We start from the raw sequence: 12,670 nt of genomic DNA, 5'->3' as shown, positions 1-12,670 counted from the left end.
GGTCACCAGACGCGGGCGGTGGCCAGGGAATCGGCGAAGCGCTCCGGGTCGAGGTCGAGGCCGGCGGGGATCCAGCTGGGCGGGAGGGCGGCGGCCGAGGGGGTCATCGCGATCAGGATGTCGGCCGGGCTCAGACCGGCGCGTTGCAGGCCGCGGATCTCCCGGGCGTTGATTCCGGGTACGAGCGGGCCGTTGCCGAGATCCGTGCCGTAGCGGACGGTCCCGCCGTACGCGAGAAAGAGCCGCAGGTTTCCGATCGCCGTGACCAGCGACGGGGTCTCGGCGCCCCAGCCGTGGATGTCGAGCGTGCTGATCCACGTCGTCCGCCCGGCCGCCGCCCGCAGGACACCGTCGTCGAGCGGCGCCGTCCACGGCGTGTGAGCGAGCAGGCGGGCGCCCGCCTCCAGGGCCGTCTCGACCGTGCCGGGACCTTCGGCGTGCACGATCAGCGGCAGGCCTGCGTCGTGCGCGGCATCGGCGATCGCCGTGACCGTCGGCAGGTCCAGCAGCGGGCCGCCCGCGTGCAGCGTCACCTTAATGAAGGACGCGCCCTCCTGTTCGGCCACCGCCTCGGCGCCGTCGGCGGGCGAGCGGACCTCGCGCCAGCTTCCCGGTGGCGCCCACGCGCGGTCGCTGGGATAGCCGCCGGGCGCGGTGAGGAACTGCCCGGCGTATCGGACACCTTCGCGCGTCGCCGGCAGCGGAAGGGCGCCGCCCAGGTCCCACACCTCGGCGATGCCGCCGGCCCGGACGGCGCCGTGGTCGGCGAGACCGAGATGGACGTGCGCGTCGGTGAGGCCGGGCAGCAGCGTCCCGGGAATTCGCTCGGCGGACGGCGCGGAGGCCACGAGCGTGCAGCCGCCGGCCGTGCGGTGCAGGGCGCCGGCCCGGAGGCGCCCGTCCCACCACAGGGTGTCCGGCTGCAGAAAGGTCATCCGGTGAGCAGGTCGCGCAGGCGGGACAGCCCGGCGTGGACCTCGGCGAAGCTGGTGCTCAGCGGGGCCAGGCCGATCCGCAGGCCGTCGGGGCGGCGGTAGTCGGGGATCACCCCGGCGTCCCACAGCGGCTCCAGGAGGTCCGCGAAGCCGGGCCGGTTCAGGGTGACGTGGCCGCCGCGGCGGGCCGGGTCGCGGGGGCTGGTCACCGTCACGCCCAGCGGCGCGAGCCACTCGTCGGCCAGGTCCAGCACGTAGCCGGTGAGCAGCTGCGACTTGGTTCGGACCGCGTCCAGGCCGGCCTCGGCGAGCAGGTCAAGGCTGACGTCCAGCGGGACCATCGCGAGGATCGGCGGGGTGCCGCTGAGCAGGGCGCGGATGCCGGGGGCGTACTCGTGCCCCGGTCCCATCTCGAACGCCGCGCGGTGGCCCATCCAGCCGCGGATCGGCTGGCGCAGCTCGTCCTGAAGGCCGCCGCGCAGGTACGCGAAGGCGGGTCCGCCGGGGCCGCCGTTCAGATATTTGTACGAGCACCCGACCGCCACGTCGACGCCCCACTCGTCGAGCCACACCGGCACCGAGCCGGCCGAATGGCTGAGGTCCCACATGGCCAGCGCCCCGGCGTCGTGGGCGATGCGGGTGATCGCGGCGACGTCGGCGATCCACCCGGACCGGTAGGCGACGTGGCTGAACAGCACCAGCGCGGTCCGCGGCCCGACGGCGTCGGCGACCTGCGACGGGTGCACGCCGGCGGCGGGATCGGTCTCGATCCAGCGCAGGGTGAGGCCGCGTTCGGCAGCGATGCCCTCCAGCACGTACCGGTCGGTGGGGAAGTTGTCGGTGTCCAGGACCACCTCGGTGCGGCCGGGGCGGGCGTCGACGGCGGCCCGGGCCAGCTTGTAGAGCAGGACCGTGGTGGAGTCGGCGACGATCGTCTGGCCGGGCGCGGCGCCCAGGGCGAGCGCGCCGATCCGGTCGCCGATCCGGGCCGGCCACTCCAGCCACTCGTCGGTCCAGCCGCGGATGAGGCGCCCGCCCCAGTCGTCGCGGATGAAGCGGTCCATCCGGGCGGCGGTCTCCGCCGGCGGCTTGCCCAGCGAGTTGCCGTCCAGGTAGGCGACGACCGCCTCGGCGGGCAGGAACCGGTCGCGGTAGGCGGCCAGCGGGTCGGCGGCGTCCAGGGCCACCGCGCGGGCGGCCAGGTCGCCGGTCGCGAGGTCGTCGGTCACTGGCCGGGCACTCCGATCTCGGTACGGACGGCGTACAGCTCCGGGAAGAACGTCAGGTCGAGCGCCTTGCGGAGGAAGTCGACGCCGCTGGATCCGCCGGTGCCGCGCTTGAAGCCGATGGTCCGCTCCACCGTCTTGAGGTGCCGGAAGCGCCACAGCTGGAAGTTCTCCTCCAGGTCGACCAGTTCCTCGCAGGCCTCGTACGCCTCCCAGTGCTCGTCCGCGTTCTCGTAGATCCGCACGAAGACCGGCACCAGGTCGGCGTGGTACCGGTAGGGAAGAGTGACGTCACGCTGCAGGATCTCGGCCGGCACGTCGTGGCCCCGGCGGTGCAGGTAGCGCAGGAACTCGTCGTACACGCTGGGCGCCTCGAGCGCCCCGGTCAGCATGATCTTGGCGGACGGGTCGTCGTCGAAGATCGACAGCATCCGGGCGTCCTTGTTGCCGAGGGTGAACTCGACCGCCCGGTACTGGTAGCTCTGGAAGCCCGACGAGGTGCCGAGGAAGCTGCGGAACTCGGCGTACTCGGTCGGGGTGAGCGTGGCCAGCACCGACCACTGCTCGGTCAGCTGGCGCTGGATGTGCTTGACCCGGGCGAGCCCCTTGAGCGCGGGCCGCAGGTCGTCGGAGGCCAGCTGCCGCAGCACGGTCCGCAGCTCGTGCAGCACCAGCTTGAGCCACAGCTCGGAGGTCTGGTGCTGGAGGATGAAGAGCAGCTCGTCGTGGTGCGCCGGGGTGCTGACCGGGTGCTGCGCGCTCAGGATCTCGTCCAGGTGCAGATAGCGCCCGTACGACAGATTGACCTTGAAGTCGCGGACGATGCCGTCCTCTAGCGGTCGTTGATCCATGACCACCAGGCTACGTCCGCGGCCGGCGCGCTGCCTGGCGCCACTGCTTTATTGATCGCCGTTGTTATGGTCCCATCGGATCCGATGTGGAGGGAGAGCACCGTGCGGTTCGGGGTGCTGGGACCGCTGCAGGTCCACGACGCGGCGGGCGACGAGCGGCCGGTGGCGGCGGCGCAGCACCGGCGGCTGCTCGCGATCCTGCTGACCAGGGCCAACCAGGCGATCTCGTTCGACGAGCTGGCGGACGCCATGTGGGACGGCGAGCCGCCGCCCGCGGCGCGGCCCACCCTGCGCAACTACGTGCGGCTGCTGCGGCAGCGGCTCGGGCCGGAGCTGGCCGAGCGCCTGGTCACCCGGGCCCCGGGCTATCTGATCGAGGTCGGCGAGGACGAGCTGGACTCGTGGCGGTTCACCCGCCTCTGCCACCACGGCGGCAACGCGGTCCGGGCGCGGGCCTGGTCCACGGCCGCCGACACGCTGACCGCCGCGCTCGCCCTCTGGCGCGGACCGGCCTTCGCCGACGTCGCCTCGCGCCTGGTCCAGGACACCGAGGTGGCGCATCTGACGAACCTGCGGCTCCAGGCCCTCGAGTGGCGCATCGAGGCCGGCCTGCAGCTCGGGCGCCACGACGATCTGGTCGGCGAGCTGCGGCGGCTGACCCGGCGGCATCCGCTGCGGGAACGGTTCGCCGAGCAGCTGATGGTGGCCCTCTACCGGTCCGGCCGGCAGGGCGACGCGCTCGCCGCGTACGCCCAGGCGTGGCGGGTGTCGCAGCGCGAGCTCGGCGTCGAGCCGGGGCCGGGGCTGCGCGAGATGCAACGCAGAATCCTGGCCGCCGACGCCACCCTGGTCCTGCGCCCGGAGGACCCGCCGGCCGCCGCGGTCCGGCCGGCCCAGCTCCCGCCCGACGTCCGCGGGTTCTCCGGCCGGGCGGACGCCCTCGCCCAGCTGGACCTGGTGCTCGGCGACGCGCCCGGCTCGGTGGCCATCGCCGCCGTCTCCGGGACCGCCGGGGTGGGGAAGACCGCGCTCGCCGTGCACTGGGCGCACCGTGCGGCGGACCGGTTCCCGGACGGCCAGCTCTATCTCAACCTGCGCGGCTTCGACCCGGGTGGCGCGGTGATGAGCCCGGCCGAGGCGACCCGGACCCTGCTGGACTCGCTCGGGCTCCCCTCCGACCGGGTGCCGAGCAGCGCGGAGGCGCAGGCCGCCCTCTACCGCAGCCTGCTGAACGGGCGGCGGATGCTGATCCTGCTCGACAACGCGCGCGACGCCGAGCAGGTCCGGCCGCTGGTGCCCGGCGCACCCGGCTGCCTGCTGCTGGTGACCAGCCGGGACCAGCTCAGCGGCGTCGTCGTCGCGGGTGACGCGCACTCCGTGACACTCGGCGTGCTGGACCCGGCGGAGGCCCTCGATCTGCTCGCCCGCCGGCTGGGGCAGCGCCGCGTCGACGCCGAACCGGCCGCCGCGGCCGCGATCGCCGACGCCTGCGCGGGACTGCCGCTGGCGCTCGGCGTCGTCGCCGCCCGGGCCGCCGCGCATCCCGGCTTTCCGCTGGCCGCGCTGGCCGGCGAGCTGCGCGAGGCCCGGGGCGTGCTGGACGCGCTGGACGGCGGCGACCCGGTCACCGATGTGCGGGCGGTGTTCTCCTGGTCCTATGGCGCCCTGGGTGACGCCGCCGCGCGGATGTTCCGGCTGCTGGGGCTGCACGGCGGCCCGGACATCACGGTCGCCGCGGCCACCAGCCTGGCCGGGGGCGACGCGCGCCGGGCGCTGGCCGAGCTGAGCCGCGCCCACCTGGTCGCCGAGCACGCGCCGGGCCGGTTCAGCAGCCACGACCTGCTGCGCGCGTACGCGACCGAGCTGGTGCACGCCACCGAGTCAGCCACGGAGACGGCCGACGAGCGGGATGCGGCCGTACGCCGGATCCTCGACCACTACCTGCGGACGGCGCGCGCCGCGGACGCGCTGATCGACCCGCACCGGGTCGCGGAGCCGCTGCCGCCGGCGCCGCCCGGCGTGGTGCCGGAGCCGATCGCCGACCACGCCCGGGCGGTCGGCTGGTTCAGCGCCGAGCACGCCGTCCTGCTGACCGCCGTCGCCCAGGCGGCCGCCGCCGGCCGGCGGCGGCACACCGTGCAGCTGGCCTGGGCTCTGATGACGTTTCTGGACCGCCGCGGGTACTGGCACGACCTCGATGTCACCCAGCGCCTCGCCCTGGACGCGGCGGACGGCCTCGGCGACGCGGCCGCCGGCGTCCGGGCCCGCCGGGCTCTGGCCCGCGCGTACGGCCGGACCGGCCACTACGACGAAGCGTTGCGCCATCTCCGGGACGCCCTGGCGATGGCGCCCGGTATCGGCAACCGCGCCAGTGAGGCCAGCACCCACCTCAACCTCGCCTGGGTGCTGGAGCTCAGGGGCGAGTACGCCGCGGCGCTCGGGCACGCCGAGCAGGCGCTGGAGCTGCAGGCCGCCTCCGGACGCCAGGCGCGGCACGCGAACGCGCTGAACACGGTCGGGTGGCTGCTCGTGCGGGTCGGCGAGGACGAGCGGGCCGTGGACCACTGCCGGGAGGCGTTGCGGTTGTTCGAGGAGATCGGCGACCGGTACGGCCAGGGCGCCACCTGGGACAGCCTCGGCTTCGCGCTGCACCGGCTGGGCCGCCTGGACGACGCGGCCACCGCGTACACCCGCGCCGCCGATCTGCTGCACGCGCTGGGCTACCGGTTCAACGAGGCGACGGCCCGGCGGCAGCTCGGCGAGGTGCATGCCGAGGCGGGCCGGCCGGCCGAGGCCCACGCGGCCTGGTGGGCGGCGGTGGCGCTGTTCGACGAGCTCGGCCACCCGGACGCCGGGGAGGTCCGGTCCAGGCTGCTCGCCGCGGTGGGCGAGCAGCCCGGTCTGGCTCGGAGCACGTCGCCGTAGACGTGAACCGCACCGGCGGCGCCGCGGCCGCGAGCGCTCGCTACGCGGCCACTACGCCCGGGAGCGTAGGCGGGATTGCGCTGTGTGCGGCATGACCCCGGCGGGCGTTCCCGGCAGGCTCTCGGGCATGAAGCCGCCGATGCGAAAGCTGATCCTGACCGTCCACGTCATCACCGCGGTCGGCTGGCTCGGTGTCGACCTGGTGATGCTGACCTTCGGCATCGCGGGCCTGGCCGGCGCCGATCCGGACCTGGTCTATCCGGCGCAGAGCCTAATCGGCCGGGCGCTGTTCACGCCGCTGAGCGCCGTCGTCTGGCTGGTCGGGGTGCTCAACGCGCTGCTGACCCCGTGGGGCCTGTTCAAGCACACCTGGGTGGTGGTCAAGCTGGCCGTGACGACCCTGATGCTCCTGCTCGTCACCCTGGTGCTCTATCCCCAGCTGGGTGGCATCCCGGAGGGGCCGGACCGGGTCAACCTGGTGGTGGCGCCGGCGGTGTCGACCAGCCTGATGATCTTCGCGACGGTGCTCTCCACTTACAAGCCGTGGGGACGGTTCTTGCAAGGAAGGGCAAAGAGGCGTTCAGTTCTTGCAGGCCGCTGACGTAGGATTGCGCCCGTGACAAAGCGACTGGCCGAGGTGGCCAAGAAAGCGGGCGTCAGCGAGGCGACTGTCAGCCGAGTGCTCAACGGCCGCAGCGGCGTCTCCGAGGCGACCCGTGCGTCGGTGCTGACCGCGCTCGACGTGCTCGGCTACGAGCGTCCGACCAAGCTGCGGGGCGAGCGCGGGCGGCTGGTCGGGCTGGTGCTGCCCGAGCTGCAGAACCCGATCTTCCCCGCGCTGGCCGAGGTGGTCACCGCCAGCCTCGCCCAGCGCGGGTTCACGCCGGCGCTGTGCGCGCGGACGATCGGCGGCGTGCCGGAGAGCGACTACATCGAGATGCTGCTCGACCACCAGGTGTCCGGCGTGGTCTTCGCCGGCGGGTCGTACGCGCTGGCCGGCGCCGAGCACGGCCACTACCGCCAGCTCCTGGACCGCCGGATGCCCGTGGTGATGGTCAACGCCGGCGTGGACGGACTGGGCTTCCCGCACATCTCCACCGACGACGCGGTCGCCGTCGAGCAGGCGTACGGGCATCTGCGCTCGCTCGGGCACGAGCGGATCGGGCTGGTGCTCGGCCCCGAGGACCACATGCCGTCGCGCCGCAAGCTGGCCGCGGTCGCCAAGCTGGCCGGCTGGGATCGCCCGGACGAGTGGGTGGAGCGCACGAACTTCTCGATGGAGAGCGCCCGGCTGGCGGCGGGCCGGCTGATCCAGCGCGGCGTCACCGGCATGATCTGCGTGTCCGACGTGGTGGCGCTCGGTTCGATCCGGGCGGCCCGGCGGCTCGGCCTGGACGTGCCGTCCGACGTGTCGGTGGTCGGCTTCGACGACTCGGCGCTGATGACCTGCACCGATCCGCCGCTGACCACGGTGCGGCAGCCGATCGAGATGATGGGCCAGGCGGCGGTCGACCTCCTCGTCAACCAGATCGAGGGCTCCGGGGTGCAACCGGACGAGCTTCTCTTCGAGCCGGAACTCGTCGTCCGCGGCAGCACCGGGCCGGCAAAGGTCGCCTGACCAGGACATTCATCAACTTCAGCGGGCGGACCCCATGGGTCCGCCCGCTTTTTCGTGGGGAAAAGTGTGCTGCGCCACGAAAGTCAAGTTCTTTCGTGGCTGAGTGAAGTTCTTGCGTAACAAGAACAGACCAATTACCGTCACCGCTACGAAACATGAGAGCACGCTCGCGACATAGAGGAAGGTTCCCCATGCTGAGAAAGAGGCTGCTGGGCGCGCTGCTGATCGCCGGGCTCAGCCTGTCGGCGGCCGCCTGCGGCAACGACGACAGCGCCGGCGAGGACAAGGCCGACGGCCCGGTCACGCTGGTCATCAACGGCCTGCCGCCGGCCACCGAGAAGGCGAACCACGACCACTTCCTGGAGAACGTCGCGGCGTTCGAGAAGGCCAACCCGACCATCAAGCTGGACGTCCGCGAGGGCAAGATGGACCCGCAGACGTTCCCCGCCAAGCTCGCCGGCGGCCAGCTCGAGGACGTCTTCTACGTCTACTTCACCGACCCGGCCAGCCTGATCGCCAAGCGCCAGGTGTCCGACATCAGCAAATACCTGAAGGACTTCCCGATCACCTCGCAGCTCAAGCCCGAGGTGCAGAAGGTCTTCCAGGACGACAAGGGCGGGACGTACGGGCTGCCGTACAAGAACTACTCGATGGGCCTGCTCTACAACCGGGACCTGTTCAAGAAGGCGGGTCTGAACCCGGACCAGCCGCCGGCGACCTGGGCCGAGGTCCGCGAGGCGGCCAAGAAGATCACCGCCCTGGGCGGCGGCAACATCGGGTACGGCGACTACAGCAAGAGCAACACCGGCGGCTGGCACTTCACCGCCGAGATGTACTCGCTGGGCGGCGACGTCGCGGTGAACGAGGGCGGCGCGTGGAAGGCCGCGTTCAACAACGACAAGGGCAAGCAGGTTCTCCAGCAGCTCAAGGACATGCGCTGGACGGACGACTCGATGGGCCAGAAGCAGCTGCTCGAGTGGGCCGACCTGCTCAACCAGATGGGCTCAGGCAAGCTCGGCATGTACGTCGCCACCGCCGACAACATCCCGACCATCGTCAACCAGTACAAGGGCAAGTTCGAGACGTACGGCCTCGGCCCGATCCCGGACGGCCAGGGCACCCTGGGCGGCGGCGAGGGCTACATGTTCAAGGCCGGGCTGAGCCCCGAGAAGATCCGGGCCGGTCTCAAGTGGCTGACCTTCTGGTTCACCTCCGCGGACAAGATCGCCGAGGAGAACAAATGGTCCAGTGAGACCAAGCAGCCGGTCGGCCTGCCCGAGCCGGCCATCTTCACCGGCGCGGCCGCGGAGAAGCAGGCGGCCTCGGACAAGCAGTACGCGAACGTCCCGCAGGCCAACTACGCGCCGTTCGTGGCGAGCATGAGCAAGATCCCGGTCAAGCTCGAGCCGCCGAACGCCCAGCAGATCTACGCCGTGCTCGACGTCGCCATGCAGAAGGTGCTGACCGACAAGAACGCCGATCCGGCGAAGCTGCTCACCGACGCGGAGACGCAGGTCAACCAGATCCTGCAGAGCGTCAAGTGAGACCCGGGCCGCCGGCGGACGCCGAATCCGCCGGCGGCCCTCCCCCATCCTGAAAGAAAGGCAGCACGGTGGCGGTAATGACGGCGGGGCGAGTGCGCCGGCGGCTGGCGGACAACGCCCTCGGGTACGCGTTCCTCGCGGCCGGCCTGCTCTGCTTCGGGTTCTTCTCGTGGTACCCGCTGGTCAAAGGCGTGGTCCTGAGCTTCCAGCAGGACAACTTCGTGATCCCGCCGTTCTGGGTGGGACTCGACAACTACCGGGCGGTCTTCGACGACCCGCTGTTCTGGACGGCCTGGAAGAACACCATCCAGTTCACCGGCCTCGCGCTGGTCTTCGGGTACGCGGTCCCGTTCGTGATCGCCATCCTGCTCAACGAGTTCCGCCACCTGACCGGCCTCTTCCGGGTCCTGGTCTACCTGCCGGTGATGCTCCCGCCGGCGGTCGCCGTGCTGCTCTGGCGTGAGTTCTACGACCCCGGCGACGGCCTGTTCAACACGCTGCTGGGCGGCGTCGGCCTGCCCGCCTCGCAGTGGGCGCAGGGCTCCAGCACCGCGATGATCTCACTGGTCCTGGTGTCCACCTGGGCCAACATGGGCGGCGCCACGCTGATGTACCTGGCCGCGCTGCAGGGCATCCCCGGCGACCTGTACGAGGCGGCCGAGCTGGACGGGGCGAGCGTCTGGCAGCGGATCCGGCACGTGACCGTCCCGCACATGCGCTTCATCATGCTGGTCCTGCTGCTGCTCCAGATCATCGCGACCATGCAGGTGTTCATCGAGCCGTACCTGCTCACCGGCACGTCCAGCCCCGACACGATCACCGTGATGGTGCTGATCTACCGCTACGCGTTCAAGGTCCAGAACGACTTCGGCATGGCCGCCGCGATGAGCGTCCTGCTCTTCGTCGTGCTGGGCGCCTTCTCCGCGCTCTACCTGCGCCTGACCCGGTCCGCGGACTGAGGAGCCCCGACATGACGCTCACCGCCCCACCACCGCAGGCGCTCACCGAGGTGGCCGCCACCCCGCCCGGCCCGGGCCGCAAGCGCCGCACCCGGCAACACGCCGCCGGCACCCGTACGCTCATCTCCGCCATTGATCTGAAGCGTCACCGGGTCGCCTATCTGGTGGCGGTCACCGTCACCATGCTGCTGTTCGCGGGGGCCTTCCTCTATCCGATGTGGTGGATGGCCGCCAGCGCGCTGCAGACGCCGGCCCAGCTCGCCGAGGGCAAGGCGATCGTGCTGCCGGCGTCCTGGCACCCGGAGAACTACGCCACCGCCTGGACCAACATGCGGATGGGCAAGTTCTTCCTGAACACCGCGTTCTACGCGCTCGGCGGCTGGCTGATCCAGCTGGTCGTCGACGTCACCGCCGCGTACGCGCTGAGCAAGCTCCGGCCGATCTTCAGCAGGATCGTCCTCGGCGGCATGCTCGCCAGCCTGATGCTGCCCGCGTCGGCGCTGCTCGTGCCCGCCTACCTGACGGTCGCCGACCTGCCGATCTTCGGCTGGAACCTGCTCAACACCCCGTGGGCGCTCTGGCTGCCGGCCGCCGCCAACGCCTTCAACGTGTACGTGCTCAAGCGGTTCTTCGACCAGATCCCCAACGACCTGCTGGACGCCGCGTCGATCGACGGCGCGGGCCGGCTGCGGGTGCTCTGGTCGATCGTGCTGCCACTGTCCCGCCCCGTCCTCGGCGTGGTGTCGATCTTCGCGATCATCGGCATCTGGAAGGACTTCCTCTGGCCGCTGCTGGTACTGCAGGACCCGGAGAAACAGACGCTGAGCGTGGCGCTGGCCCGGCTCGCCAACACCAGCCAGGTGCCGCAGACCGAGTTCATGGCGGGGCTCGTCATCGCCTCCGTACCCATGATCGTCATCTTTTTGATCTTCCAGCGCAGCATCATCGGCGGACTCTCCGCGGGGTCCATGAAGGGCTGATCTGCTCTCAATGTGCTTTTTCCCAGGCCCCGTGCGCTCAAAAACAGAAAGAGGTAGCTGTGGCTGACCAAAACCAGTGGTGGCGCGACGCGGTGATCTACCAGATCTACCCGCGCAGCTTCGCGGACGCCGACGGTGACGGCGTCGGCGACATCGACGGCATCCGCGCCCACCTGCACCACCTGCGCGACCTCGGGGTGGACGCCATCTGGATGAGCCCCTGGTACCCGTCCCCGATGGCCGACGCCGGCTACGACGTGGCCGACTTCCGCGACATCGACCCCGTCTTCGGCACGCTCGCCGGGGCGGAGGCGCTGATCACCGAGGCGCACGAGGCCGGGATCCGGATGATCGTCGACATCGTCCCCAACCACATCTCTTCTGCTCACCCGTGGTTCAAGGCCGCCCTCGCCGACCCTTCCGCGAAGGAACGCGAGTACTTCTGGTTCCGGCCCGGTACCGAGATGCCGACCAGCTGGACCGGCGAGTTCGGCGGGACGACCTGGACGCAGACACCCGACGGATCCTGGTACCTGCACCTCTTCACCCCGGAGCAACCCGACCTCAACTGGGAGCACCCGGACGTGCGGGCCGAGTTCGAGAGCATCCTGCGATTCTGGTTCGACCGGGGCGTCGACGGCATCCGGATCGACTCGGCGGCGCTGCTGCTCAAGGACACCACCTTCCCGGAGGTCGTCGACGGGCAGCCGCACCCGTTCCACGACCTCGACGGCGTGCACGACGTCTACCGGGCCTGGCGGCGGGTGGCCGACGAGTACGACGACCGCGCCCTGATCGGCGAGGTGTGGATGCCGGAGGTCGACCGGTTCGCTCGCTATCTGCGGCCGGACGAACTGCACGCGGCGTTCAACTTCGACTTCCTCGGCTGTGCCTGGGATCCCACCCTGATGCGGGAGTGCATCGACCGGACCCTCGACGCGCACGCGACGATCGGGGCGCCGCCCACCTGGGTGCTGTCCAACCACGACGTCACCCGGCACGTCACCCGCTACGGCCGGGAGAAGACCACCTTCAGCTTCGAGGAGAACCTCGACGGCACCCCGGTCGACCTGGAACTCGGCACCCGCCGGGCCCGCGCCGCCGCGCTGCTGTCCCTGTCGCTGCCCGGCTCCGCCTACGTCTACCAGGGCGACGAGCTGGGCCTGTGGGAGAACGAGAACATCCCGCCCGAGGAGTTCGCCGACCCGATGTGGGGGCGGCGCGGCCACTCCCGCGACGGCTGCCGGGTGCCGCTCCCCTGGTCCGGCGACGAACAGCCCTTCGGGTTCAGCACCGGCACGCCGTGGCTGCCCCAACCCGCCGAATGGAAGGACCGCACGGTCCAGGCCCAGACCGGCGACCCGAGTTCGATGCTGGAGCTCTACCGCGCGGCGATCCACCTGCGCCGCCGGGAAGAGGGCCTGCATCGGAGCACGATGGCGTGGCTGGACGCCGCGCCGGGAGTGCTCGCCTACACCCGCGGACCCGGCTTCGCGAGTGTGCTCAACATGTCCGGCGCACCCGTCCCCCTGCCGGACCATCACTCCTGCCTGCTGGCCAGCGGCCCGCTCGACGGCACCCTGCTGCCGCCGGACACGGCCGTCTGGCTCCGCCTCCACCCCGGAAAGTAGG

10 protein-coding genes are annotated in these 12,670 nt (G+C 71.4%); 7 read left to right on the top strand and 3 right to left on the bottom strand.

The features are described from left to right. Nucleotides 1-2: 2 nt before the first annotated feature. Genes QSK31_RS07950 through kynA form a run of 3 tightly spaced genes read right to left on the bottom strand, consistent with a single transcriptional unit; the run spans nucleotide 3 to nucleotide 3,012 of the window. Nucleotides 3-935, bottom strand: a complete 933-nt coding sequence (locus tag QSK31_RS07950) for an amidohydrolase family protein (RefSeq protein ID WP_285682383.1) — start codon at nucleotides 933-935, stop codon at nucleotides 3-5. Next, nucleotides 932-2,164 carry a kynureninase gene (locus tag QSK31_RS07945; RefSeq protein WP_285682381.1) on the bottom strand — a complete coding sequence of 411 codons (1,233 nt, stop codon included), beginning with the start codon at nucleotides 2,162-2,164 and terminating at the stop codon, nucleotides 932-934. The genes QSK31_RS07950 and QSK31_RS07945 overlap by 4 nt, the downstream gene beginning before the upstream one ends. After that, nucleotides 2,161-3,012, bottom strand: a complete 852-nt coding sequence (gene kynA / locus QSK31_RS07940; protein WP_285682379.1) for a tryptophan 2,3-dioxygenase — start codon at nucleotides 3,010-3,012, stop codon at nucleotides 2,161-2,163. The genes QSK31_RS07945 and kynA overlap by 4 nt, the downstream gene beginning before the upstream one ends. A 102-nt stretch (nucleotides 3,013-3,114) precedes the next feature. Here kynA and QSK31_RS07935 point away from each other — a divergent pair, with 102 nt between their 5' ends. From QSK31_RS07935 to QSK31_RS07905, 7 genes are all read left to right on the top strand, one after another. Next, nucleotides 3,115-5,937, top strand: a complete 2,823-nt coding sequence (locus tag QSK31_RS07935; protein WP_285682378.1) for an AfsR/SARP family transcriptional regulator — start codon at nucleotides 3,115-3,117, stop codon at nucleotides 5,935-5,937. A gap of 139 nt (nucleotides 5,938-6,076) precedes the next feature. Continuing rightward, nucleotides 6,077-6,538 carry a hypothetical protein gene (locus tag QSK31_RS07930; protein ID WP_285682376.1) on the top strand — a complete coding sequence of 154 codons (462 nt, stop codon included), beginning with the start codon at nucleotides 6,077-6,079 and terminating at the stop codon, nucleotides 6,536-6,538. Nucleotides 6,539-6,553: 15 nt separating this feature from the next. After that, nucleotides 6,554-7,555 (top strand): LacI family DNA-binding transcriptional regulator, encoded by a 1,002-nt coding sequence (locus QSK31_RS07925; RefSeq protein WP_285682375.1) that lies wholly within the window; start codon nucleotides 6,554-6,556, stop codon nucleotides 7,553-7,555. A 191-nt stretch (nucleotides 7,556-7,746) separates the two neighbouring features. After that, the gene (locus QSK31_RS07920; protein WP_285682373.1) at nucleotides 7,747-9,099 is read left to right on the top strand and encodes an extracellular solute-binding protein; all 1,353 of its coding nucleotides are present in this window, start codon (nucleotides 7,747-7,749) and stop codon (nucleotides 9,097-9,099) included. A 77-nt stretch (nucleotides 9,100-9,176) separates the two neighbouring features. Further along, the gene (locus tag QSK31_RS07915; RefSeq protein WP_285682371.1) at nucleotides 9,177-10,058 is read left to right on the top strand and encodes a carbohydrate ABC transporter permease; all 882 of its coding nucleotides are present in this window, start codon (nucleotides 9,177-9,179) and stop codon (nucleotides 10,056-10,058) included. 11 nt (nucleotides 10,059-10,069) lie between these two features. Beyond that, on the top strand, nucleotides 10,070-11,038 hold the full coding sequence (locus tag QSK31_RS07910; RefSeq protein ID WP_285682369.1) for a carbohydrate ABC transporter permease: 969 nt from the start codon (nucleotides 10,070-10,072) through the stop codon (nucleotides 11,036-11,038). A gap of 59 nt (nucleotides 11,039-11,097) precedes the next feature. Beyond that, nucleotides 11,098-12,669 carry a glycoside hydrolase family 13 protein gene (locus QSK31_RS07905; RefSeq protein ID WP_285682367.1) on the top strand — a complete coding sequence of 524 codons (1,572 nt, stop codon included), beginning with the start codon at nucleotides 11,098-11,100 and terminating at the stop codon, nucleotides 12,667-12,669. The last annotated feature ends 1 nt before the right edge of the window (nucleotide 12,670 follow it).

Source organism: Actinoplanes sp. NBRC 103695 (genome assembly GCF_030269485.1).
GTDB lineage: Bacteria > Actinomycetota > Actinomycetes > Mycobacteriales > Micromonosporaceae > Actinoplanes.
This window is presented reverse-complemented; position numbering and strand designations above follow the sequence as displayed.

Bases quoted from the DNA above. Each gene is read 5' to 3' on its own strand.
- QSK31_RS07950 (WP_285682383.1), bottom strand. From the start codon at position 935: ATGACCTTTCTGCAGCCGGACACCCTGTGGTGGGACGGGCGCCTCCGG.
- kynA (WP_285682379.1), bottom strand. From the start codon at position 3,012: ATGGATCAACGACCGCTAGAGGACGGCATCGTCCGCGACTTCAAGGTC.
- QSK31_RS07930 (WP_285682376.1), top strand. From the start codon at position 6,077: ATGCGAAAGCTGATCCTGACCGTCCACGTCATCACCGCGGTCGGCTGG.
- QSK31_RS07920 (WP_285682373.1), top strand. From the start codon at position 7,747: ATGCTGAGAAAGAGGCTGCTGGGCGCGCTGCTGATCGCCGGGCTCAGC.
- QSK31_RS07915 (WP_285682371.1), top strand. From the start codon at position 9,177: ATGACGGCGGGGCGAGTGCGCCGGCGGCTGGCGGACAACGCCCTCGGG.
- QSK31_RS07910 (WP_285682369.1), top strand. From the start codon at position 10,070: ATGACGCTCACCGCCCCACCACCGCAGGCGCTCACCGAGGTGGCCGCC.